The sequence below is a fragment of the Amaricoccus sp. genome, from assembly GCF_047602525.1.
Taxonomy (GTDB): Bacteria; Pseudomonadota; Alphaproteobacteria; order Rhodobacterales; family Rhodobacteraceae; genus Amaricoccus.
Genome location: NZ_JASGHB010000001.1, coordinates 2,645,090 through 2,666,644, shown reverse-complemented (window position 1 = coordinate 2,666,644; position 21,555 = coordinate 2,645,090). Strand labels below are relative to the sequence as shown.

Here is a 21,555-nt window from a genome sequence, read left to right as displayed (position 1 = left end):
CATCCCGGTCCGGCCCGTCCCCGCCGGCCTCTCCCATTCGTGACCCGCGGCAGTGTTGCGCTCGCAGCGGAATCCCGGCTCACTGCCGCAGCGCAGCAACCAGCAAGGACCGCCCCATGGCCCCCGCATCGCGCCTCTGGGACAGCCCCTCGGGTTACGGCAGCGTCACCCGCGCCCTGCACTGGGGCATGGCCGCGCTCTTCGCCTGGCAGTTCGCCGGGGCGCTGCTGCACCTGCTCGCCGACAAGACCGCGATCGAACGGTTCTTCTGGAACACCCACTTCAGCGTCGGCTTCACGCTCTGGCTGCTCGTGCTCGTCCGCGGCGCCTGGGGCCTTGCGAACCTGCGCCGGCGGCCGGCCCATGAGGGATCGGCGCGGATGGCGCGGGCGGCAAAGGCGGGCCATCTCGCGCTTTACGCGCTGATGGTCGCCGTCCCGAGCCTTGCCATCCTGCGCGCGGTCGGCGGCACGCGCGGCTTCACGGTCTACGGCATCCAGCTTTCGGCGCCGCGCCAGGCCGCGATCCCGGCGCTGACGGCGCCGGGAAACGCGCTGCATTCCCTGCTCGGCTGGGTGCTGCTCGCGCTCGTCGTCGGCCATGTCGTCATGGCGCTCTACCACGCCCGGGTGCGTCGCGACGGCACGCTCGAGCGGATGACCCGCGGGGCGCTGGCGCCCTGAGGCCATGCTGGACGCCGGCCCTCCGGCGTCCTAAGTCTCCCCAACGGGGCGGGGAGGCTACCAACCAGGATGAATTCAATTGAAATCAGGGGTATAACGCCCACTTCGCGCGAGAAATCCGTCTGCTTCGCGCCCGGGCGCCGGTGGTGACGCCGGCCTTCCGCCCCGAGACGATCCACGCCCGCCTCGGCCCGGCCTTCTACGATACGGTCCGTCCGGCCGACTTTCCGGCCGCGATCCTGCGGTTTCGCAACGACCGATGGGCCGCCCGCATCGGCCTCGACGACCTCACCGACGCGGACTGGATCGCCCACTTCGCCCGCTTCGAGCCGCTGCCGGGCAGCCTGCCGGAGCCGCTGGCGCTGCGCTATCACGGGCACCAGTTTCGCAGCTACAACCCCGACCTCGGCGACGGCCGGGGCTTCCTCTTCGCCCAGGCGCGCGACCTCGCCGACGGTCGCCTGCTCGACCTCGGCACCAAGGGCTCCGGCCAGACGCCCTGGAGCCGCACGGCCGACGGCCGGCTGACCCTGAAGGGCGGCGTCCGCGAAGTCCTCGCCACCGAGATGCTGGAGGCACTCGGGGTCTACACCTCCAGGACGTTCTCCGTGATCGAAACCGGCGAGGCGCTGACCCGTGGCGACGAGCCGTCGCCCACGCGGTCGTCCGTCCTCGTCCGGCTCTCGCACTCCCATATCCGCATCGGTAGCTTCCAGCGCCTCGCCGCCCTTGAGCAGTGGGACGACCTGCGGGCGCTCGTCGACCATTCGATCGCCCACTACTGGCCCGATGCCGACGGGCCGGGCGGGCTCTACGATGCCGTCGTCGGCGCGGTCGCGCGTCTCGGGGCCGAGTGGTTCGCCGCCGGTTTCGTCCACGGCGTGCTCAATACCGACAACATCAACCTGACCGGCGAAAGCTTCGACTACGGCCCGTGGCGGTTCCTCGACCGTTTCGATCCGGCGTTCACGGCCGCCTACTTCGATCACTCCGGGCTCTATGCCTTCGCCCGCCAGCCCGAGGCGCTGCATTGGAACCTCGCCCGCCTCGGCGAATGCCTGATCCCGATCGCCGCGCGCGAGGCGATCGAGCCGGTGTTCGAGAGCTTTCCCGGCCGCTTCCGGGCGGCCCTCGCCCGCCAGACCTTTGCCCGTCTCGGCCTCGATGCCGCCGACGAGCCGCTGATGCATGGCTTCTGGGGGGCGATGCAGGAGACCTCCCCGCCGTTTCAGCAGGTGTTCCACGACCTCCTCGGCGGTGGCCTGCCCGAGCGGCTGCGGGAGAGCCCGATCCGCGCCACCTTCGAAACCGCCGCTTGGGCAGAGGTGATCGACGGGCTTCGGGCGCAGGCGCCCGCCGCCGGGCTGGCTGCGGCATTGGCGCATCCGGCGGCCGGGCGGCCGCCCGAGACGATGGTGATCGAGGAGGTGGAGGCAATCTGGTCGGCGATCGACTCGGCCGACGACTGGGGACCGCTGCACGCCAAGGTGGCGGCGCTGCGGGAGACGGGCGGGATGAACCGCGCTCTCGGTCTGCTGGCCGGTGCCACCGGCCGCCCGGGGCATGTGCCGCAGGGTTGACGGCAGGCTCGTGCCCCGGGGGCCGGGAAGGCCCCCCGAGGCACGTGCGCCCGGCGCATCGGAGGAAGCGCGGACGCTGGTGGGTTGCTACCGGGCTTCCGGCACCGCGCCGTTGATCTCGATCAAGCGCGGGCCGGAAATCCGGGTTCAGCCCATCGTCGGCATGACGAACTCGGCCTCGGCGCGCATGCCGGTGGGCCAGCGCGTCGTGATGGTCTTCAGGCGGGTGTAGAAGCGCACCCCCTCGGGCCCGTGCATGTGGTGGTCGCCGAAGAGCGAGGCCTTCCAGCCGCCGAACGAGTGGAACGCCATCGGCACCGGGATCGGCACGTTGACGCCGACCATGCCGACCTCGATGTCGTGGGCGAAGGCGCGGGCGGCGTCGCCGTCACGGGTGAAGACCGCCACGCCGTTGCCGTACTCGTGCTGGCCGACGAGATCGACCGCCTCCTGGTAGTTCTTCGCCCGCACCACCGACAGCACCGGCCCGAAGATCTCCTCCTTCCACACGGTCATGTCCGGCGTCACGTCGTCGAGCAGCGTGCCGCCGATGAAATATCCGCCCTCATAGCCCTGCGGCGCCTTGAAGCCGCGGCCGTCGACGACGATCTTCGCACCTTCCTTCTCGCCGGCGTCGACGTAGCCCTTCACCTTCGCGAGGTGCTGCGCGGTGACGAGCGGCCCCATCTCCGACGCCTTGTCGGCGGCCGGCCCGATCTTCAGCGCCTCGATCTTCGGGACGAGCTTCTCGATCAGCCGGTTCGCGGTCTCCTCGCCGACCGGGACGGCGACCGAGATCGCCATGCACCGCTCGCCGGCCGAGCCGTAGGCGGCACCCATCAGCGCGCCGACCGCCATGTCGATGTCGGCGTCGGGCAGGATGATCGCGTGGTTCTTCGCGCCGCCGAGGGCCTGGACGCGCTTGCCCGCCGCGGTGCCGCGGGCATAGATGTAGCGGGCGATCGGGGTCGAGCCGACGAAGCTCACCGCCTTGACGTCGGGGTTGTCGAGCAGCGCGTCCACCGCCTCCTTGTCGCCGTTCACCACGTTGAACACGCCCTCGGGCACCCCGGCCTGCGCCAGCAGCTCGGCGATGAAGAGCGGCGCGGAGGGGTCGCGCTCGGAGGGCTTCAGCACGAAGCAGTTGCCGCAGGCGAGCGCGACGGGGAACATCCACATCGGCACCATGCAGGGGAAGTTGAACGGCGTGATGCCGGCGACGACGCCGAGCGGCTGGCGGAGCGAGTGGCTGTCGACGCCGGTGCCGACATTCTCGGTGATCTCGCCCTTGAGGAGGTGGGGGATGCCGACGGCGAACTCGACGACCTCGAGGCCGCGGGTGACTTCGCCGAGCGCGTCGTCGTGGGTCTTGCCGTGCTCGGCCGAGATCAGCTCGGCGATCCTGTCGGAATTCTCGATGAGGAGCGCCTTGAACTTGTCGAGGATGCGGGCGCGGCGCAGCGGCGGGGTCTTGGCCCAGGCCGGCCACGCCGCCTTGGCGACGGCCACGACCTCGTTCACCTCTTCCGTGGTCGCGAGGGGGACGCGGGTCTCGGACGTGCCGGTCGCCGGGTTGAAGACATCGGCGAAGCGGCCGGACGTCCCGGCGACGGCCTTGCCGCCGACGAAATTGCTAAGATCGGTCATGTTGCTTCCTCCCAGTTTGCAGGCGGAGAGATCGCATTGTAGAAATCCGAAATCAATCATCCGAAATCAGGATCTGATATGCAGGAATCGGCATTCAGCCAGCTGAACTGGGACGACTGCCGGCTGTTCCTCGCGGTTGCACGCGCCGGGCAGATGCTGGCGGCGTCGCGCACGCTCGGGCTGAACCAGGCGACCCTCAGCCGGCGGATCGCGGGTCTGGAACAGGCGCTCGGCGCGAAGCTCCTGATCCGGCGGACGCACGGCTCCGAGCTGACCGACGCCGGCCGGGCGCTGCTCGAGGCGCTGGAGCGGGTGGAGTCGGAGCTGCTGGCGTCGCAGGGCCGGCTGCACGGCGCGGACGCGACCGTCGCCGGCGTGGTGCGGGTCGGGGCGCCCGATGGCTTCGGCGTCGGGTTCCTCGCGCCGCGGCTGGCCCGGCTCGCGGCGCGGCACCCCGACCTGACGGTGCAGCTCGTGCCGACGCCCCGGGGTTTCTCGCTCTCGCGGCGTGAGGCGGACATCGCGGTGATGGTCGGCCGGCCGGACAAGGGGCGGCTGGTGGCGCGGCGGCTCACCGACTACACGCTCGGGCTCTACGCCGCGCGCGGCTATCTCGATACGCACGGCGCACCGGCGAGCCTCGCCGAACTCGGCGCACACCGGCTGGTCGGATCCGTCGAGGATCTGGTCGCCGCCCCGGCGCTGAACTACGCGCAGGAATTCCTGCGCAGCTGGCGTTCGAGCCTCGAGATCAGCAGCGCGATCGGCCAGCTCGCTGCCGTCCGCACGGGTGCGGGCATCGGCATCCTGCACGACTACCTCGCGGCGCCCGAGGCCGACCTCGTGCCGGTCGTCCCCGAGGCCCGGGCCGTCCGCTCCTACTGGACCGCGGTGCACGAAAACCTCCGCGACGTGGCGCGCGTGCGGGCGGTGGCCGATTTCCTCGCCGAGATCGTGCGCGAGGCGCAGGAGGATTTCGTGATGCCACCCGGCGGCCCGCGCGAGGAGCGTTGACCTCCGCCGCGGCTTGGCCCTAGGCACGGCGGGCGGCCGCCCCGCGGTTCGCAGAGGAGACGCGTCCCCGTGAGCCTGCTCGATCAGCCCCTCGCCTTCATCATCGTCGCGGCGCTCGCGGCGTTCATCGTCGGGCTCTCCAAGGGCGGGTTGCCGGCGGTGGGCTCGCTCGCGGTGCCGCTGATGGCGCTGAAGATCTCGCCGGTGGTGGCGGCCGGGCTGCTGCTGCCGATCTACGTCGCGTCGGATCTGGTCGGGCTCTGGCTCTACCGGCGGGAATACAGCGCGCGCAACCTGCGCATCCTGATCCCCGCCGGGCTGCTCGGCGTCCTCGGCGGCTGGATGGCGGCGGAGGCGGTGTCGGAGGAGACGGTGCTGCTCTTCGTCGGCTTCGTCGGCCTGTTCTACTGCCTGTCGAGCTGGTTTCGCCGCGTCCCGGCCGAGCCGAAGCCGGCGGATCTGCCGCGCGGCATCGCCTGGGGCACGCTCGCGGGCTTCTCGAGCTTCGTCGCCCATTCCGGCGCCGCGCCGTTCCAGGTCTACGTCCTGCCGCAACGGCTGGAGAAGATGGTGTTCGCGGGAACCTCCACCATCCTTTTCGCCGTCATCAACTTCGCGAAAATCCCGCCGTACTGGGCACTCGGCCAGATGAACCTCGGCACGGTGGAGAGCGCCGCGTTCCTGATGCCAGTGGCCGTGGTCGGGGCGGTCTCCGGCATGTATGCCACCCGGCTCCTGCCGGAGAAGATCTTCTTCGAGCTGATCCGGGTCGCGCTCTTTCTCATCTCGCTGAAGCTGGTCTGGGACGGGCTGGCCGCCTGGCTCCGCTAGAGCGGCGGCCACATCCGCCGGACGATGCCGTCGCGCCGCACCAGGCCATGCCAGACCGCGGCGCCGATGTGCGCGGCGATCAGCGCCAGAAGCGCGAACAGGGCGGTTGCGTGCACGGTCTTCGCCACCGCCGAGACCGTCTCGTGCTTGCCGAAGAGCGGCGGGATGCCGAGCGCGTTCAGCGCCTCGATCGGATAGCCGCCGGTCGTCACCCGGACATAGCCGCTGGTCGCCATGACGAGGAGCAGCAGGTAGAGCCCCGCGTGTACCACCGCCGCGGCGCCGCGCTGCAGTCGCGGCAGGTCGGCGGGCAGCGGCGGCGCCGGATGGAAGGCGCGCCAGCCGAGCCGCAGCACCACCACGAGCAGGACGACGGGCCCGAGCCCCTTGTGCAGGACGAACAGCCGGTCCTGAAGCGGCCGCGGGATCTCCTGTATCATCGTGAGGCCAACCGGTATCATCACCAGGATCAGGAGCACGGTGATCCAGTGGAACAGCCGGGAAACGCGCCCGTACCGCACGGCCTCTCCTTCCGCCCGCGACCGGGTGGCAGCCTAGCACGAAAGCCGCGCGCCGGCATCCCCTGCGGGGCGCGCCGGTGAGCGTGATCCCGACGGCGCCGGGGCGGCAGGTGGTCCGCCCGGCGGCGCGGGCCCTGGCGCTGGCCACGGCGGCAACGGCGGCAGTGCTCGCGGCGCTGCCGTTCGAGGGGCGCCTTGCGCCGGCCGCCGGCGTCCTCGTCCTCGCGGGGGTGGGGGCCGTCGCGCTCGACCGCATCGCCGCCTTTCATCCCCATCCGCGATTCGGCCTCGCCAACGCCGTCACCCTTGTGCGCGCCGGCGCGACGGCCGTCTTTGCCGCCCTCGCGCTCGAACCCGCGCCCCTCATGCCGGCCCGGGCCGGCTGGGCGGCGTTCGGCCTCGCGCTGGCGCTGCTCGCGCTCGACGGCCTCGACGGCTGGCTCGCCCGCCGGCAGGGCCTCGCCTCGGCGTTCGGGGCGCGCTTCGACATGGAGGTGGACGCGCTCCTGATCCTCGCGCTCTCGGTGCTGGCGCTCGGTCTCGGCAAGGCCGGGACCTGGGTGCTGGCGATCGGCCTCATGCGATACGGCTTCGTCGCCGCCGGCTGGCTGGTGCCCGCGCTGGCGGCGCCGCTGCCGCCGTCGACCCGGCGCCGGGCGGTGTGCGGGATGCAGATCGCCGTCCTCGCCGTCCTGCTCGCGCCGCCGCTCGGCCCGCCGACCTCCGCGCTGCTCGCCGCGGCGGCGCTTGCCGCGCTCGCCGGGTCGTTCGCTGCCGACCTCGCGCATCTCCTCGGCGTGCGATGACCGGCGGCGGGAGCGTGCCCGGGGCGGGCCTGGGCTGGCGCGGCCGGCTCGGGCTCGCGCGCTCGCTCGTCGTCTACCGCGCCCGGCCGTGGACGATCCCGCGCCTCGCCCGGTTCTACCGCGGCATCGTCGGGCCCGGCGATCTCGCGTTCGACATCGGCGCCCACGTCGGCAACCGCAGCCGCGCGCTGGTCGCCGCCGGGGCCCGTGTGGTCGCCGTGGAGCCGCAGGCGCTGTTCCGTGCCTTCCTGCGCCGCGACCTGCCGCCGGGCGTGGCGCTCGTCGAGGCAGCGGTGGGCGCTGTGCCGGGCACCGGGCGGCTCGCGGTGTCGCGGCTGCACCCCACGGTGTCCTCGCTCGCGCCGGGCTTTGCCGCGCGCATGGCGGCGGCGCCGGGCTTTGCCGCCGTGCGCTGGGATGCGGCGGAGGAGGTTCCGGTCGTCACCCTCGACATGCTGGTGGCGACCCACGGTGCGCCGCGCTTCGTCAAGATCGACGTGGAGGGCTTCGAGGCCGAGGTGCTCGCGGGCCTGTCCCGTCCGGTGCCATGGCTCGCCTTCGAGGCGCTGCCCGCCCAGCCGGCCGCGGCCCATGCCTGCGTCGCCCGCCTCCGCGCCCTCGGGTCCTACCGCTTCAACTTCGTCCGGGGCGAGCGGCCGGTCTTCGCGCTGGCCGACTGGTGCGCGGCGGACGACTTCCTGCCGGCTCTCGACGCGCAGCTCGCGGCCGGCCGGCCGGGCGACGTCTATGCCCGCCAGACCGATGCCTGAGCGGCGCGGGCCTCCGGGGCATCCCTCCGGGCGGCGGACCTCCGGGCCCGGCGGCCTGCCCGGGTGGCTCGCGGCCGTGGCCGTCGTCTGGCTGGCGCTGCTGCTGCCGGCGGAGCCGGGCGCGGCGACGCTGGCGGCACTCTGGCGCGTCCCGCTCGAACTGCCGCTGCTGGTGCTCGGCCTCGCGGCCTGTCCGCCCCGGCTGGCCCTCCCGGTGCGGGTCGGCGTGACCGCGGTTCTGGTGGCGAGCATCGTGCTGAAGCTCGCCGACCTCGGCACCGGCGCGGCGTTCCGGCGGCCGTTCAACCCGGTCCTCGATGCGCCGCTCGTCCCGGCCGCCTGGCGCCTCGCCAGCGGGGCGCTCGGCTGGCTGATGGCGCTGGCCGGCGTGCTCGGCCTGCTCATCGCCCTCGCGCTCGTCGCGTGGCTGCTCTGGTGGGCGACCGGCCGCCTGACGGATCGCGCCCGGGGGCGGACGCGGCTGCCGGTGGCCGCGCTCGCCGCCGCCGGTCTCGGGCTCGTTGCCGTCGGTGCGAGCCGCGGGACCGACCTGCCCGGCACGGCGTCGACCGGCCGATGGGCGGCGGAGCATGTGGCGGCGGCGGTGTCGGCGCGGGCCGAGCTGGCGGCGTTCCGTGCCGAGGCCGCCCGGGATCCGTGGGCGCACGCCGCCCCCGAGGCGCTGTTGCCCGGGCTCGCGGGCGTCGACGTGCTGGTTGTCTTCGTCGAGTCCTACGGCCGGTCGGCCATCGAGGCGCCGCTCTATGCCCCGACCGTCCTGGCCGCGCTGCACGACACCGACGCCGCGCTGGCGGGGCAGGGGCTCGCGGCGCGCTCGGGGTTTCTTGCCTCGCCGGTCACGGGCGGGCAGAGCTGGCTCGCCCATGCCACGCTGCTCTCGGGCCTCACCATCGACAGCGAGGGCAAGTATCGCGCGTTGCTCGGCAGTCCGCGCCGGACGCTCCTGCACCTCGCCCGGCAGGCGGGGTGGCGCAGTGCCGCGGTGATGCCGGCGATCACCCTCGCCTGGCCGGAGGCGGAGTGGTTCGGCTACGACCGGGTGCTGGCCGCGCGCGATCTCGGCTATCGCGGCGCGCCGTTCGGCTGGGTGACGATGCCCGACCAGTACACGCTGGCGGCGGCCGAGCGCGATCTCCTCGCCGACGCGGATCGCCCGCCGGTGATGGCCGAGATCGCGCTCGTGTCGTCGCACGCTCCCTGGACGCCGCTGCCGCCGCTCGTGCCATGGGAGAAGGTCGGGGACGGCAGCGTCTACACCACGGCCCTGCGCATGGGAGAGGCGCCGGAGGTGGTCTGGCGCGACGAGGACCGCATCCGCGAGCAGTACCGCCGGGCGATCGACTACAGCCTGCGGGTCGTGGGCGGCTTCGCGGCCCGCCCCTCCACCCGGCCGCGGCTTCTCGTCGTTTTGGGCGACCACCAGCCGGCCGGCTTCGTCTCCGGGGCGCCGGACGATCACGACGTGCCGGTCCATGTGATCGGCCCGCCTGCGCTGCTCGCCCGGCTCGACGGCTGGCGCTGGACCCCCGGCATGGTCCCCGCGCCGGACGCGCCGTCCTGGCCCATGGCCGCGTTCCGCGACCGCTTTCTCGCGGCCTTCGGCACCGGGCGCTGAGGCCACGCCCAAAGAACGAGAGGCCGGCGCCCTGGCGGGTGCCGGCCTCTCGGGTGTGTCGTCTGCGGCCGGGCGATCCCGGCCGCGACTTTGGCGTTGTTACTCGATGATCTTGGAGACGACGCCGGCGCCGACGGTGCGGCCGCCTTCACGGATTGCGAAGCGGAGCTTCTCCTCCATGGCGATCGGCGAGATCAGGGTGACCTCGAACTTCAGGTTGTCGCCGGGCATGACCATCTCGGTGCCCGAGGGCAGGGCGACGGTGCCGGTGACGTCCGTGGTGCGGAAGTAGAACTGCGGGCGGTAGTTGGCGAAGAACGGCGTGTGCCGGCCGCCCTCTTCCTTGGTCAGGATGTAGGCTTCCGCCTCGAACTTGGTGTGCGGCTTGACGCTGCCCGGCTTGCAGAGCACCTGGCCGCGCTCGATGCCCTCGCGGTCGATGCCGCGCAGCAGCAGGCCGACGTTGTCGCCCGCCTGGCCCTGGTCGAGCAGCTTGCGGAACATCTCGACGCCGGTGCAGGTGGTCTTCTTCGACGGGCGGATGCCGACGATCTCCAGCTCCTCGCCGACCTTCACGACGCCGCGCTCGATGCGCCCCGTCGCCACGGTGCCGCGGCCGGAGATCGAGAACACGTCCTCGACCGGCATCAGGAACGGCTGGTCGATCGGGCGCTCCGGGGTCGGGATGTACTCGTCGACCGCCGCCATCAGCTTGCGCACCGCCTGCTCGCCGATCTCCGGGTCGCGGTCCTCGAGCGCCGCCAGCGCCGAGCCGGTCACGATCGGGATGTCGTCGCCGGGGAAGTCGTAGGAGCTGAGCAGCTCGCGCACCTCCATCTCCACCAGCTCGAGCAGCTCGGGGTCGTCCACCTGGTCGACCTTGTTCAGGAACACCACCAGCGCCGGCACGCCGACCTGGCGCGCCAGCAGGATGTGCTCGCGGGTCTGCGGCATCGGGCCGTCGGCCGCCGACACCACCAGGATGCCGCCGTCCATCTGCGCCGCGCCGGTGATCATGTTCTTCACGTAGTCGGCGTGCCCGGGGCAGTCGACGTGCGCGTAGTGACGGTTCGCCGTCTCGTACTCCACGTGCGCCGTCGAGATCGTGATCCCGCGCGCCTTCTCCTCCGGCGCCGCGTCGATCTGGTCGTACGCCTTGTACTCGCCGAAGTACTTCGTGATCGCCGCCGTCAGCGACGTCTTGCCGTGGTCAACGTGACCGATCGTGCCGATGTTCACATGCGGCTTCGTCCGCTCAAACTTTGCCTTCGCCATCTTCGGCTTTCCCTTCTACGAGACCTGCGTCCGGCCCCTACGCGAATGGGCGCGGAGATAGTGTCAATCCTGCGCCAGCGCAAGCGGCGAGTGGCGCGGGCTCCGAGGGCTGCGCCGCCACGCTATATATAGGTGTCGCCCCCCGGGCGGCGGGGGCCCGCCCGGGGGGCCCGAGCCGAATTCCGGGCGACCCCCGTCGCCATGTGTTGACAAGGCGTAGCGATTCCCCTAGTTACCGCGCGCTCTGGGAGGGGCCGTCGGCCTCTCGCAACCAGCCTTGAACTGGCGGTCACGACTCGGGCGCATGCCCCAGTCCTCTGGAATTTCGCCGCGGCGGACCGATAGGTGGTTCCGCCGTGGCCGCTTTGGCATTCGCGCAAGCGGATGCTCCGATTGGTCCCGGGGGTCGGAAGTTTTCCGGCCGGGGCCGGGACGAAACGGTGGAGACGAGGTCAGGACTCGAATGCCAACGATCCAACAGCTGATCCGCAAGCCGCGGCAGCCGCGCGTGAACAGGTCGAAGTCGATGCATCTGCAGGGCAGCCCGCAGAAGCGGGGCGTCTGCACGCGCGTCTATACCACCACGCCGAAGAAGCCGAACTCGGCCATGCGCAAGGTGGCGAAGGTCCGCCTGACCAACGGCTTCGAGGTCATCAGCTACATTCCGGGCGAGAGCCACAATCTTCAGGAGCACTCGGTGGTCCTGATCCGCGGCGGTCGCGTGAAGGACCTTCCGGGCGTGCGTTATCACATCCTGCGCGGTGTGCTCGACACCCAGGGCGTGAAGAACCGCAAGCAGCGCCGCTCGAAGTACGGCGCGAAGCGGCCGAAGTGATTTCTGGCGAAACGAGGAGATAGGGCATGTCGCGACGTCGCCAGGCCGAGAAGCGTGAGATCCTGCCGGACGCGAAGTTCGGCGACAAGGTCGTCACGAAGTTCATGAACAACCTCATGTACGACGGCAAGAAGTCGGCCGCCGAAGGCATCGTCTACGGCGCGCTGGAGCGGGTCGAGTCGAAGCTCAAGAAGCCGCCGGTGGAAGTGTTCCACGAGGCGCTCGACAACGTGAAGCCGTCGGTCGAGGTCCGCTCGCGCCGCGTCGGTGGTGCGACCTACCAGGTGCCCGTCGAGGTCCGCCCGGAGCGCCGCGAGGCGCTGGCGATCCGCTGGCTCATCAAGGCGAGCCGCGCCCGCAACGAGCACACGATGGAAGAGCGCCTCGCCGGCGAGCTGCTCGATGCCGCGAACATGCGCGGCGCCGCCGTGAAGAAGCGTGAAGACACCCACAAGATGGCCGACGCGAACAAGGCGTTCAGCCATTACCGCTGGTAACGGCGGAAGACAGGAACAGGCAGATGGCCCGCGAGTACACTCTCGATCATTATCGTAATTTCGGCATCATGGCGCACATTGATGCCGGCAAGACGACCACGACCGAGCGCATCCTGTATTACACCGGCAAGAACCACAAGATCGGCGAGGTCCACGACGGGGCCGCGACGATGGACTGGATGGAGCAGGAGCAGGAGCGGGGCATCACCATTACCTCGGCTGCGACCACCACGTTCTGGGAGCGCACCGAGGACGGTGTCTCGACCAACAGCCAGAAGTACCGCTTCAACATCATCGACACCCCCGGCCACGTGGACTTCACCATCGAGGTGGAGCGCTCGCTCGCGGTGCTCGACGGCGCGGTGTGCGTGCTCGACGCGAACGCCGGTGTGGAGCCGCAGACCGAGACCGTGTGGCGTCAGGCTGACCGCTACAAGGTTCCGCGCATCGTGTTCGTCAACAAGATGGACAAGATCGGCGCCGATTTCTTCAACTGCGTCCGCATGATCAAGGACCGGACCGGCGCGACCCCGTGCCCGGTGCAGCTGCCGATCGGGTCCGAGACGGCCCTCGAGGGCCACGTCGACCTCGTGACGATGGAAGAGTGGACCTGGAAGGGCGAGGATCTGGGCGCGACCTGGACCCGTCAGCCGATCCGCGCCGAGCTTGCCGATCAGGCCGCCGAGATGCGCGCGACCATGGTCGAGCTCGCCGTCGAGATGGACGACGCCGCGATGGAGGCCTACCTCGAGGGCGAGGAGCCGGACGTCGAGACCCTGCGCAAGCTGATCCGCAAGGGCACGCTCGCGATGAAGTTCGTGCCGGTGATCTGCGGCTCGGCCTTCAAGAACAAGGGCGTGCAGCCGATGCTGAACGCCGTGATCGACTACCTGCCGTCGCCGCTCGACGTGCCGGCCTACATGGGCTTCAAGCCGGGTGACGAGACCGAAACCCGCGACATCGCCCGCTCGGCGGACGATGCCCAGCCCTTCGCCGGCCTCGCCTTCAAGATCATGAACGACCCGTTCGTCGGCTCGCTCACCTTCACCCGGATCTACTCCGGGTCGATCAAGAAGGGCGACCAGCTCATGAACTCCACCAAGGAGAAGCGTGAGCGCGTCGGCCGCATGATGATGATGCACGCGATCAACCGCGAGGAGATCGAAGAGGCGTTTGCCGGCGACATCATCGCGCTCGCGGGCCTGAAGGACACCACGACCGGCGACACGCTGTGCGACCCGACGAAGCCCGTCGTCCTCGAGACGATGACCTTCCCGGAGCCGGTGATCGAGATCGCCATCGAGCCGAAGACCAAGAACGACCAGGAGAAGATGAGCCAGGGCCTGCAGCGGCTCGCGGCCGAGGATCCGTCGTTCCGCGTCGAGACCGACATCGAGAGCGGCCAGACGATCATGAAGGGGATGGGCGAGCTTCACCTCGACATCCTCGTCGATCGCCTGAAGCGCGAGTTCAAGGTCGAGGCCAACATCGGCGCGCCGCAGGTGGCCTATCGCGAGACGATCTCGAAGAAGGCCGAGATCGACTATACCCACAAGAAGCAGACCGGCGGCTCGGGCCAGTTCGCGCGGATCAAGCTCATCATCGAGCCGACCGAGCCGGGCGAGGGCTACTCGTTCGAGAACAAGATCGTCGGCGGCGTGGTCCCCAAGGAATACGTGCCGGGCGTCGAGAAGGGCATCCAGTCGGTGATGGACTCCGGTCCGCTCGCGGGCTTCCCGGTCATCGACTTCAAGGTGCAGCTGGTCGACGGCGCGTACCATGACGTCGACTCGTCGGTCCTCGCCTTCGAGATCGCGGCGCGGCAGGCGATGCGCGACGGCCTCAAGAAGGCGGGCGCGAAGCTGCTCGAGCCGATCATGAAGGTCGAGGTGGTGACGCCCGAGGACTACACCGGCGGCGTCATCGGCGACCTGACCAGCCGGCGCGGCCAGATCGGCGGCCAGGACACCCGCGGCAACGCCATCGCCATCTCGGCGATGGTCCCGCTCGCGAACATGTTCGGCTACATCAACACGCTGCGCTCGATGTCGTCGGGCCGGGCTGTCTTCACCATGCAGTTCGATCACTACGACGCGGTTCCGCAGAACATCTCGGACGAGATCCAGGCGAAGTTCGCCTGATCCTGAACAAGGGTCAGGCGAGGGCGCCTGGCCATCCTGAACATGCGGGCCGGTGCGCCCGGACCCAAGGAGGCCACTATGGCGAAGGCAAAGTTTGAGCGGACGAAGCCGCATGTGAACATCGGCACGATCGGTCACGTTGACCACGGCAAGACGTCGCTGACGGCGGCGATCACGAAGTACTTCGGCGAGTACAAGGCGTACGACCAGATCGACGCGGCGCCGGAGGAGAAGGCGCGCGGGATCACGATCTCGACGGCGCACGTGGAGTACGAGACGGCGAACCGTCACTACGCGCACGTCGACTGCCCCGGGCACGCCGACTACGTGAAGAACATGATCACCGGCGCGGCGCAGATGGACGGCGGCATCCTGGTGGTGTCGGCGGCCGACGGCCCGATGCCGCAGACCCGCGAGCACATCCTGCTGGCGCGCCAGGTCGGCGTGCCGGCGCTGGTGGTGTTCCTGAACAAGGTCGACCAGGTGGACGACCCCGAGCTGCTCGAGCTGGTGGAGATGGAGGTGCGCGAGCTGCTCAGCTCCTACGACTTCCCCGGCGACGACATCCCGATCGTGACCGGCTCGGCGCTGGCGGCGCTCGAGGACCGCGACCCGGAGATCGGCGAGCAGGCGGTGCGCAAGCTGATGGCGGCGGTCGACGAGTACATCCCGACCCCGGAGCGCCCGATCGACCAGCCGTTCCTGATGCCGGTCGAGGACGTGTTCTCGATCTCCGGCCGCGGCACCGTGGCGACGGGGCGCATCGAGCGCGGCGTCGTGAAGGTCGGCGAGGAGCTGGAGATCGTCGGCATCCGCCCGTCGAAGAAGACCACCTGCACCGGCGTCGAGATGTTCCGCAAGCTGCTCGACCAGGGCCAGGCGGGCGACAACGTCGGCCTGCTGCTGCGCGGCATCGACCGCGAGGGCATCGAGCGCGGCCAGGTGCTCTGCAAGCCGGGCAGCGTCAAGCCGCACACCAAGTTCGAGGCGGAAGCCTACATCCTGACCAAGGAAGAGGGCGGCCGGCACACGCCGTTCTTCGCCAACTACCGCCCGCAGTTCTACTTCCGCACCACGGACGTCACCGGCACCGTCGCCCTGCCCTCGGGCACCGAGATGGTCATGCCCGGCGACAACCTGAAGTTCGAGGTCACCCTGATCTCGCCGATCGCCATGGAGGAGAAGCTCCGCTTCGCAATCCGTGAAGGCGGCCGCACCGTCGGCGCCGGCGTCGTCTCCAAGATCATCGAGTAACAACGCCAAAGTCGCGGCCGGGATCGCCCGGCCGCAGACGACACACCCGAGAGGCGCCAGAGAAATGCAAGGTCAGACAATCCGTATCCGGCTCAAGGCCTTTGACTATCGTGTGCTTGACACCAGCACGGCCGAGATCGTGAACACGGCCAAGCGGACTGGCGCGCGGGTGCGCGGCCCGATCCCGCTGCCGAACAAGATCGAGAAATTCACCGTGCTTCGCGGCCCGCACATCGACAAGAAGTCGCGCGAGCAGTTCGAGATCCGCACTCACAAGCGGCTGCTCGACATCGTTGACCCGACCCCGCAGACCGTGGACGCGCTGATGAAGCTCGACCTCGCCGCCGGTGTCGACGTCGAAATCAAGCTCTGAGGATCGGGCGAGATGCGTTCCGGAGTGATTGCAAAGAAGCTGGGCATGACCCGGCTGTTCCTGGAGGACGGGAAGCAGGTTCCCGTGACCGTTCTCCAGATGGAAAACGTCCAGGTGGTCGCGCAGCGCACCGCCGACCGTGACGGCTATTCCGCCGTCCAGCTCGGCGCCGGCGCGGCGAAGCCGAAGAACGTGACCGAGCCCATGCGCGGCCACTTCGCCGCGGCGAAGGTCGAGCCGAAGCGGAAGCTGGCGGAGTTCCGTGTCTCCCCCGAAAACCTCATCGAGGTTGGCGAGGAGATCACCGCGGACCACTACTTCGCGGGCCAGTTCGTCGACATCGCGGGCACCAGCATCGGCAAGGGCTTTGCCGGCGGCATGAAGCGGCACAACTTCGGCGGCCTCCGGGCGTCGCACGGCGTGTCGATCAGCCACCGCAGCCACGGCTCGACCGGCCAGTGCCAGGACCCGGGCAAGGTGTTCAAGGGCAAGAAGATGGCCGGCCACATGGGTGCCGTGCGCGTCACCACCCAGAACCTGCAGGTTGTCCGCACGGACAGCGAGCGCGGGCTCATCATGGTGAAGGGCGCGGTGCCGGGCTCGAAGGGTGGCTGGGTCACCATCAAGGACGCGGTCAAGAAGGCCACGCCCGACAACGTCATCCTGCCGGCGGCTCTGCGCTCGGCGGCGAAGGCGGCGCACGAGGCGGCCCTGAAGGCCGCCGAGGAAGCTGCGGCGGCGGAAGCTGCGGCCGAGGCCGAGCGCCTCGCCGAGCAGGCGGCCGCCGAGGAGGCTGCGCTCGCCCAGGCCGAAGCCGAGATCAAGGCCGACGGCGGCACCGCCGAGGGGAGCGAGAAGGAATGAAACTCGACGTGATCACGCTCGAGGCCTCGCCCGCGGGGTCGATCGAGCTCGACGACGCGATCTTCGGCCTCGAGCCGCGCGCCGACATCCTGCACCGCGTGGTGCGCTGGCAGCTGGCGAAGCGCCAGGCCGGCACCCACTCGGTGCTCGGCAAGTCGGACGTGAGCTATTCGACCAAGAAGATCTATCGCCAGAAGGGCACCGGCGGCGCGCGGCATGGCTCGCGCAAGGCCCCGACCTTCCGGCACGGCGGCACCTACAAGGGTCCGACGCCGCGCAGCCATGCCCACGACCTGACCAAGAAGTTCAGGGCGCTCGGCCTGCGTCATGCGCTGTCGGCCAAGGCCGTGGCGGGCGATCTCATCGTCGTGGACGAAGCGAAGCTTGCCGAGGGCAAGACCAAGCTGCTCGCCCAGGCGCTGAAGGGGCTCGGCTGGACCAAGGTGCTCGTCATCGACGGTGCCGAGGTGAACCAGAACTTCGCCCAGGCCGCCCGCAACATCGAGGGGATCGACGTTCTGCCGAGCGTCGGCGCGAACGTCTACGACATCCTGCGTCGGGACAAGCTCGTGCTGACCAAGGCCGGCGTCGAGGCGCTGGAGGCGCGACTGAAATGAGCGTGACGCCCGAACAGTACGACCTGATCCGTCGTCCGATCATCACGGAAAAGGCGACGCTCGCGTCCGAGAGCGGCGCCGTGGTCTTCGAGGTGGCGATGGACGCCACCAAGCCGGAGATCAAGAAGGCGATCGAGGGACTTTTCAATGTCAAGGTGAAGGCGGTCAACACCACCGTCACCAAGGGCAAGGTGAAGAAGTTCCGCGGCAAGCCCGGTCGCCGGCGCGACGTGAAGAAAGCCTATGTGACGCTCGTCGAGGGCAGCACCATCGACGTCAGCACTGGTCTCTGAGCCGGCGCCCTGCTATAGGGCGCCACTCTCGGACATGCCGAGTCGCGACACCCGCCGCCCCGCAACGGGCGGCGAGCGAGTTTCAATAAGCCCCGGGCTCCGGGGTTCCCTAGCAACGGAAGACAGCAACTCATGGCGTTGAAAACTTACAACCCGACGACGCCGGGCCAGCGCGGGCTGGTTCTGATCGACCGTTCCGAGCTGTGGAAGGGCCGTCCGGTCAAGTCCCTCACCGAGGGTCTGACCAGCAAGGGCGGGCGCAACAACACCGGACGGATCACCATGCGCCGCCGTGGCGGCGGGGTGAAGCGGCTGTACCGCATCGTCGACTTCCGTCGGACCAAGTTCGACGTGCCGGCGAAGGTCATCCGCATCGAGTACGACCCGAACCGCACCGCGTTCATCGCGCTGATCGGCTACGCCGACGGCGAGCAGAGCTACATCCTGGCGCCGCAGCGTCTCGCCATCGGCGACACGGTGATCTCGGCGGCCAAGGCCGACATCAAGCCGGGCAACGCGATGCCGTTCTCGGCGATGCCGATCGGAACGATCGTGCACAACGTCGAGATGAAGCCGGGCAAGGGCGGCCAGATCGCCCGTTCGGCCGGCACCTACGCGCAGTTCGTCGGTCGCGATGGCGGCTACGCGCAGATCCGCCTCTCCTCGGGCGAGCTCCGGCTCGTGCGGCAGGAGTGCATGGCGACGGTCGGCGCGGTGTCCAATCCCGACAACTCGAACCAGAACTTCGGCAAGGCCGGCCGCATGCGGCTCAAGGGCTACCGTCCGAAGGTCCGCGGCGTCGTGATGAACCCGATCGACCACCCGCACGGCGGCGGTGAAGGCCGCACCTCCGGCGGCCGCCACCCGGTCACCCCGTGGGGCAAGCCGACCAAGGGTGCCCGCACCCGGTCGAACAAGGCGACGAGCAAGTTCATCCTGCGCTCGCGTCACCTCAAGAAGGCGAAGCGGTAAGGGAGCCCCGCAATATGTCTCGTTCTGTCTGGAAGGGCCCCTTCGTCGACGCTCACGTCCTGAAGAAGGCGGAGAAGGCGCGCGAATCGACCCGCAACGAAGTCATCAAGATCTGGTCGCGCCGGTCGACCATCCTGCCGCAGTTCGTCGGACTCACGTTCGGCGTCTACAACGGCAAGAAGCACATCCCCGTGTCGGTGACCGAGGAGATGATCGGCCAGAAGTTCGGCGAGTACTCGCCGACCCGGACCTACTACGGTCATGCGGCCGACAAGAAAGCGAAGCGGAAGTAAGCCATGAGCAAGGAAAAGAACCCTCGCCGCGTGGCGGAGAATGAAGCGATGGCGGTCAGCCGGATGCTTCGCACCAGCCCGCAGAAGCTGAACCTCGTCGCCCAGATGATCCGCAACAAGCCGGTGGAGAAGGCGCTCGCCGACCTCACCTTCTCGAAGAAGCGGGTTTCCGAGGACGTCAAGAAGACGCTGCAGTCGGCGATCGCCAATGCCGAGAACAACCATGGCCTGGACGTCGACGAGCTGGTCGTCGCCGAGGCGTTCGTCGGCAAGAACATGGTCCTGAAGCGCGGTCGTCCGCGCGCCCGTGGCCGCTTCGGCAAGATCCTGAAGCCGTTCAGCCAGGTCACGATCAAGGTGCGGCAGGTCAGCGAGGAGACCGCGTAATGGGTCAGAAGATCAATCCGATCGGCCTGCGCCTGCAGGTCAACCGCACCTGGGACAGCCGCTGGTTCGCCGACGGCGCCGAGTACGGCAAGCTGCTGCACGAAGACCTCGCGATCCGCGAGTACATCAAGACCAAGGTCGCCCAGGCCGGCATCAGCCGGGTGGTGATCGAGCGCCCGCACAAGAAGTGCCGGGTGACGATCCACGCCGCCCGCCCCGGTGTCATCATCGGCAAGAAGGGCGCGGACATCGAGACGCTCCGCAAGGCGCTGTCGCAGTTCACGAAGTCCGAGCTGCACCTCAACATCGTCGAGGTGCGCAAGCCCGAGATCGACGCAGCGCTGGTGGCCGAGAACATCGCCCAGCAGCTCGAGCGTCGCGTGTCGTTCCGTCGCGCGATGAAGCGCGCGGTGCAGAACGCCATGCGCATGGGCGCGCTCGGCATCCGGATCAACGTCGGCGGCCGCCTCGGCGGCGCCGAGATCGCCCGGACCGAGTGGTATCGCGAGGGGCGGGTGCCGCTGCACACGCTGCGCGCGGACATCGACTATGCGCTGGCCGAGGCGAAGACCGCCTATGGCATCATCGGGATCAAGGTCTGGATCTTCAAGGGCGAGATCATGGAGCACGATCCCCAGGCCCGGGACCGGCGCCAGGCCGAGCTGCAGGAAGGTGGCGGCATGCGTCCGTCGCGTGAGCGCGGCGAGCGTGGCGACCGCGACCGCGAGCGCGCGCGCTGAGGAGTAGAGAGACATGCTGCAACCGAAGCGAACGAAGTTCCGCAAGCAGTTCAAGGGCCGCATCCACGGTGAGGCCAAGGGCGGCTCGGACCTGAACTTCGGCCACTACGGCCTGAAGGCCACCGAGCCGGAGCGCATCACCGCGCGCCAGATCGAGGCCGCGCGCCGGGCGCTCACCCGCCACATGAAGCGTCAGGGCCGGGTCTGGATCCGCATCTTCCCGGACGTGCCGGTGTCGAAGAAGCCGACCGAGGTCCGCATGGGCAAGGGCAAGGGCTCCGTCGAGTTCTGGGCCGCCAAGGTGAAGCCGGGCCGGATCATGTTCGAGATCGACGGCGTCGACGGCGAAACCGCCAAGGAGGCCCTGCGCCTCGCGGCGATGAAGCTGCCGATCAAGTGCCGGTTCATCGAGCGCGAAGACTGGTAAGCGGTCCGCGGGCGCGCCACCGCGCGCCCAACCGGACGACTCTTCAGACGGCCCTGTCGCACGCGGCGGGGCCGTTTTGCATTTTCCGCCCGCGATCGTGCTTGACCTGGAGTGCGCTCGAACCCCTAGCGTCGGATGCGTCGTGACGAGAGAGGCGGTCATGAGGATAGGCGAGATCGCGCGGCGCGCCGGCGTTTCGGTCCACACCCTCCGCTACTATGAGCGGATCGGGCTTCTGCCCTATGCGCCGCGGGATGCGGGCGGCCAGCGCAGCTATGACGACTCGATTCTGGTGTGGATCGGATTTCTCGGGCGGATGAAGACCGCCGGGATGCCGATCCGCGACATGCTGCGGTACGCCGCCTTGCGGGAGCGCGGGGCGGAGACCGAAGCGGAGCGCCGGGATCTGCTGGACCAGCATCGCGCCCGGGTCCGCGCGCGGATCGCCGAACTCACCGATTGCCTTCTCGTCCTCGACACCAAGATCGCCGGCTATGCCGGCCCTGACACGAGGATCGAGGACTATGACGCACCCTTGCCCCAGCGCCGGCGAAAGCCGGCTCGACCGCGGACGTCGGCTGCTCGCTGAGATCGACGGCGACGCCGGCGAGCGGGTCACCGCATCGCTGGCCGACATCGCGCCGGACTTCGCCACCTATCTCTTCGAGTTTCCGTTCGGCGACGTCTACGCCCGCCCCGGGCTCGCCCTGCGCGAGCGCGAGATCGCGACCATCGCTGCGCTCACCGCGCTCGGCAACGCCGCGCCGCAGCTCGAGGTGCACATCGAGGCCGGCCTCAATGTGGGGCTCACCTGCGAGGAGATCGTGGAGGTGCTGATGCAGATGGCAGTCTATGCCGGCTTCCCGGCGGCGCTGAACGGGCTCTTTGCGGCAAAGGCGGTGTTTGCCCGGCTCGACCAGAGGTAACGCCGGCGCCGGCCGGACGTGCAGGCGCCGGAGCGGCCAGTGGCGCTCTTCTGCCAGATCTGTGGCCTTGCGCGGCGGCTGGTTCCCGTGTAAGGCCCCGCATCCCGCGAGGGATCCATCGGAAACGCCGTGTCCGCCCGCATTCGTCGCTCATGGGGCGCGTCCGGCCAGAG

At 69.7% G+C, this 21,555-nt stretch carries 25 protein-coding genes; 22 read left to right on the top strand and 3 right to left on the bottom strand.

The window, feature by feature from the left end:
• Nucleotides 1–116: 116 nt before the first annotated feature.
• Together QM699_RS13720 and QM699_RS13715 are read left to right on the top strand one after the other, a co-directional pair.
• The gene (locus QM699_RS13720; protein WP_415011652.1) at nt 117–683 is read left to right on the top strand and encodes a cytochrome b; all 567 of its coding nucleotides are present in this window, start codon (nt 117–119) and stop codon (nt 681–683) included.
• Between the two features lie 146 nt (nt 684–829).
• Nucleotides 830–2,263, top strand: a complete 1,434-nt coding sequence (locus QM699_RS13715; protein ID WP_415011651.1) for a protein adenylyltransferase SelO — start codon at nt 830–832, stop codon at nt 2,261–2,263.
• A gap of 147 nt (nt 2,264–2,410) precedes the next feature.
• Here the strand turns inward: QM699_RS13715 and QM699_RS13710 are convergent, their stop codons facing one another.
• Nucleotides 2,411–3,910 carry a CoA-acylating methylmalonate-semialdehyde dehydrogenase gene (locus tag QM699_RS13710; protein WP_415011650.1) on the bottom strand — a complete coding sequence of 500 codons (1,500 nt, stop codon included), beginning with the start codon at nt 3,908–3,910 and terminating at the stop codon, nt 2,411–2,413.
• A gap of 78 nt (nt 3,911–3,988) precedes the next feature.
• Between QM699_RS13710 and QM699_RS13705 the strand changes: the two genes are divergently transcribed.
• Nucleotides 3,989–4,924, top strand: coding sequence for a LysR family transcriptional regulator (locus QM699_RS13705; RefSeq protein WP_415011649.1), 936 nt, complete (start codon nt 3,989–3,991; stop codon nt 4,922–4,924).
• Nucleotides 4,925–4,993: 69 nt separating this feature from the next.
• Entirely contained in the window at nt 4,994–5,755 is a 762-nt protein-coding gene (locus tag QM699_RS13700) for a sulfite exporter TauE/SafE family protein (protein ID WP_415011648.1), read from the top strand.
• Here the strand turns inward: QM699_RS13700 and QM699_RS13695 are convergent.
• Nucleotides 5,752–6,276 carry a cytochrome b gene (locus QM699_RS13695; RefSeq protein WP_415011647.1) on the bottom strand — a complete coding sequence of 175 codons (525 nt, stop codon included), beginning with the start codon at nt 6,274–6,276 and terminating at the stop codon, nt 5,752–5,754. The two genes, QM699_RS13700 and QM699_RS13695, sit on opposite strands and share 4 nt — an antisense overlap.
• A 77-nt stretch (nt 6,277–6,353) precedes the next feature.
• On the opposite strand from QM699_RS13695, the gene QM699_RS13690 reads away from it, so the two are divergent.
• The 3 genes from QM699_RS13690 to QM699_RS13680 all read left to right on the top strand — a co-directional run bounded on the left by QM699_RS13690 (nt 6,354) and on the right by QM699_RS13680 (nt 9,488).
• A complete protein-coding gene (locus QM699_RS13690; RefSeq protein ID WP_415011646.1) occupies nt 6,354–7,082 on the top strand; it encodes a CDP-alcohol phosphatidyltransferase family protein in 729 nt (242 codons plus the stop codon).
• A gap of 14 nt (nt 7,083–7,096) precedes the next feature.
• Nucleotides 7,097–7,852, top strand: a complete 756-nt coding sequence (locus QM699_RS13685; RefSeq protein ID WP_415011645.1) for an FkbM family methyltransferase — start codon at nt 7,097–7,099, stop codon at nt 7,850–7,852.
• Between the two features lie 76 nt (nt 7,853–7,928).
• On the top strand, nt 7,929–9,488 hold the full coding sequence (locus QM699_RS13680; RefSeq protein WP_415011644.1) for a sulfatase: 1,560 nt from the start codon (nt 7,929–7,931) through the stop codon (nt 9,486–9,488).
• A gap of 99 nt (nt 9,489–9,587) precedes the next feature.
• On the opposite strand, the gene tuf (QM699_RS13675) is transcribed toward QM699_RS13680, so the two are convergent.
• Nucleotides 9,588–10,763: an elongation factor Tu gene (gene tuf, locus QM699_RS13675; protein WP_415011641.1), complete on the bottom strand. Its 1,176-nt coding sequence runs from the start codon at nt 10,761–10,763 to the stop codon at nt 9,588–9,590.
• Nucleotides 10,764–11,226: 463 nt separating this feature from the next.
• Here tuf (QM699_RS13675) and rpsL point away from each other — a divergent pair, with 463 nt between their 5' ends.
• The 15 genes from rpsL to QM699_RS13600 all read left to right on the top strand — a co-directional run bounded on the left by rpsL (nt 11,227) and on the right by QM699_RS13600 (nt 21,382).
• On the top strand, nt 11,227–11,598 hold the full coding sequence (gene rpsL / locus QM699_RS13670; RefSeq protein WP_184155704.1) for a 30S ribosomal protein S12: 372 nt from the start codon (nt 11,227–11,229) through the stop codon (nt 11,596–11,598).
• Nucleotides 11,599–11,624: 26 nt separating this feature from the next.
• Nucleotides 11,625–12,095, top strand: a complete 471-nt coding sequence (gene rpsG, locus QM699_RS13665) for a 30S ribosomal protein S7 (RefSeq protein ID WP_415011643.1) — start codon at nt 11,625–11,627, stop codon at nt 12,093–12,095.
• A 23-nt stretch (nt 12,096–12,118) separates the two neighbouring features.
• On the top strand, nt 12,119–14,236 hold the full coding sequence (gene fusA, locus QM699_RS13660; protein ID WP_415011642.1) for an elongation factor G: 2,118 nt from the start codon (nt 12,119–12,121) through the stop codon (nt 14,234–14,236).
• A gap of 78 nt (nt 14,237–14,314) precedes the next feature.
• On the top strand, nt 14,315–15,490 hold the full coding sequence (gene tuf, locus QM699_RS13655) for an elongation factor Tu (protein WP_415011641.1): 1,176 nt from the start codon (nt 14,315–14,317) through the stop codon (nt 15,488–15,490).
• Between the two features lie 64 nt (nt 15,491–15,554).
• On the top strand, nt 15,555–15,863 hold the full coding sequence (gene rpsJ / locus QM699_RS13650) for a 30S ribosomal protein S10 (protein WP_184150753.1): 309 nt from the start codon (nt 15,555–15,557) through the stop codon (nt 15,861–15,863).
• Between the two features lie 12 nt (nt 15,864–15,875).
• Nucleotides 15,876–16,727: a 50S ribosomal protein L3 gene (gene rplC, locus QM699_RS13645; RefSeq protein WP_415011640.1), complete on the top strand. Its 852-nt coding sequence runs from the start codon at nt 15,876–15,878 to the stop codon at nt 16,725–16,727.
• Nucleotides 16,724–17,344: a 50S ribosomal protein L4 gene (rplD, locus tag QM699_RS13640; protein WP_415011639.1), complete on the top strand. Its 621-nt coding sequence runs from the start codon at nt 16,724–16,726 to the stop codon at nt 17,342–17,344. The genes rplC and rplD overlap by 4 nt, the downstream gene beginning before the upstream one ends.
• Nucleotides 17,341–17,637: a 50S ribosomal protein L23 gene (locus tag QM699_RS13635; protein WP_415011638.1), complete on the top strand. Its 297-nt coding sequence runs from the start codon at nt 17,341–17,343 to the stop codon at nt 17,635–17,637. The genes rplD and QM699_RS13635 overlap by 4 nt, the downstream gene beginning before the upstream one ends.
• A 132-nt stretch (nt 17,638–17,769) precedes the next feature.
• The gene (rplB, locus tag QM699_RS13630; RefSeq protein ID WP_415011637.1) at nt 17,770–18,609 is read left to right on the top strand and encodes a 50S ribosomal protein L2; all 840 of its coding nucleotides are present in this window, start codon (nt 17,770–17,772) and stop codon (nt 18,607–18,609) included.
• Between the two features lie 14 nt (nt 18,610–18,623).
• A complete protein-coding gene (gene rpsS / locus QM699_RS13625; RefSeq protein ID WP_415011636.1) occupies nt 18,624–18,902 on the top strand; it encodes a 30S ribosomal protein S19 in 279 nt (92 codons plus the stop codon).
• A gap of 3 nt (nt 18,903–18,905) precedes the next feature.
• Nucleotides 18,906–19,289: a 50S ribosomal protein L22 gene (gene rplV, locus QM699_RS13620; protein WP_415011635.1), complete on the top strand. Its 384-nt coding sequence runs from the start codon at nt 18,906–18,908 to the stop codon at nt 19,287–19,289.
• Nucleotides 19,289–20,029: a 30S ribosomal protein S3 gene (gene rpsC, locus QM699_RS13615; protein ID WP_415011634.1), complete on the top strand. Its 741-nt coding sequence runs from the start codon at nt 19,289–19,291 to the stop codon at nt 20,027–20,029. The genes rplV and rpsC overlap by 1 nt, the downstream gene beginning before the upstream one ends.
• Before the next feature lie 13 nt (nt 20,030–20,042).
• Nucleotides 20,043–20,456, top strand: coding sequence for a 50S ribosomal protein L16 (rplP, locus tag QM699_RS13610; protein ID WP_415011633.1), 414 nt, complete (start codon nt 20,043–20,045; stop codon nt 20,454–20,456).
• A 160-nt stretch (nt 20,457–20,616) separates the two neighbouring features.
• Complete coding sequence (locus tag QM699_RS13605; RefSeq protein WP_415011632.1) at nt 20,617–21,045, top strand: MerR family transcriptional regulator; 429 nt, start codon at nt 20,617–20,619, stop codon at nt 21,043–21,045.
• The gene (locus QM699_RS13600; protein WP_415011631.1) at nt 20,981–21,382 is read left to right on the top strand and encodes a carboxymuconolactone decarboxylase family protein; all 402 of its coding nucleotides are present in this window, start codon (nt 20,981–20,983) and stop codon (nt 21,380–21,382) included. The genes QM699_RS13605 and QM699_RS13600 overlap by 65 nt, the downstream gene beginning before the upstream one ends.
• Nucleotides 21,383–21,555: the final 173 nt, after the last annotated feature.

Excerpts from the sequence above, each read along its gene's own strand:
- rpsJ (WP_184150753.1), top strand. The coding sequence starts at position 15,555 with ATGCAAGGTCAGACAATCCGTATCCGGCTCAAGGCCTTTGACTATCGT.
- rpsG (WP_415011643.1), top strand. The coding sequence starts at position 11,625 with ATGTCGCGACGTCGCCAGGCCGAGAAGCGTGAGATCCTGCCGGACGCG.
- tuf (WP_415011641.1), bottom strand. The coding sequence starts at position 10,763 with ATGGCGAAGGCAAAGTTTGAGCGGACGAAGCCGCATGTGAACATCGGC.
- rplC (WP_415011640.1), top strand. The coding sequence starts at position 15,876 with ATGCGTTCCGGAGTGATTGCAAAGAAGCTGGGCATGACCCGGCTGTTC.
- QM699_RS13605 (WP_415011632.1), top strand. The coding sequence starts at position 20,617 with ATGAGGATAGGCGAGATCGCGCGGCGCGCCGGCGTTTCGGTCCACACC.
- QM699_RS13710 (WP_415011650.1), bottom strand. The coding sequence starts at position 3,910 with ATGACCGATCTTAGCAATTTCGTCGGCGGCAAGGCCGTCGCCGGGACG.
- rplV (WP_415011635.1), top strand. The coding sequence starts at position 18,906 with ATGAGCAAGGAAAAGAACCCTCGCCGCGTGGCGGAGAATGAAGCGATG.
- rpsL (WP_184155704.1), top strand. The coding sequence starts at position 11,227 with ATGCCAACGATCCAACAGCTGATCCGCAAGCCGCGGCAGCCGCGCGTG.
- rplD (WP_415011639.1), top strand. The coding sequence starts at position 16,724 with ATGAAACTCGACGTGATCACGCTCGAGGCCTCGCCCGCGGGGTCGATC.
- QM699_RS13720 (WP_415011652.1), top strand. The coding sequence starts at position 117 with ATGGCCCCCGCATCGCGCCTCTGGGACAGCCCCTCGGGTTACGGCAGC.
- tuf (WP_415011641.1), top strand. The coding sequence starts at position 14,315 with ATGGCGAAGGCAAAGTTTGAGCGGACGAAGCCGCATGTGAACATCGGC.
- rpsC (WP_415011634.1), top strand. The coding sequence starts at position 19,289 with ATGGGTCAGAAGATCAATCCGATCGGCCTGCGCCTGCAGGTCAACCGC.
- rplP (WP_415011633.1), top strand. The coding sequence starts at position 20,043 with ATGCTGCAACCGAAGCGAACGAAGTTCCGCAAGCAGTTCAAGGGCCGC.
- rplB (WP_415011637.1), top strand. The coding sequence starts at position 17,770 with ATGGCGTTGAAAACTTACAACCCGACGACGCCGGGCCAGCGCGGGCTG.
- QM699_RS13635 (WP_415011638.1), top strand. The coding sequence starts at position 17,341 with ATGAGCGTGACGCCCGAACAGTACGACCTGATCCGTCGTCCGATCATC.
- QM699_RS13600 (WP_415011631.1), top strand. The coding sequence starts at position 20,981 with ATGACGCACCCTTGCCCCAGCGCCGGCGAAAGCCGGCTCGACCGCGGA.
- fusA (WP_415011642.1), top strand. The coding sequence starts at position 12,119 with ATGGCCCGCGAGTACACTCTCGATCATTATCGTAATTTCGGCATCATG.
- rpsS (WP_415011636.1), top strand. The coding sequence starts at position 18,624 with ATGTCTCGTTCTGTCTGGAAGGGCCCCTTCGTCGACGCTCACGTCCTG.
- QM699_RS13705 (WP_415011649.1), top strand. The coding sequence starts at position 3,989 with ATGCAGGAATCGGCATTCAGCCAGCTGAACTGGGACGACTGCCGGCTG.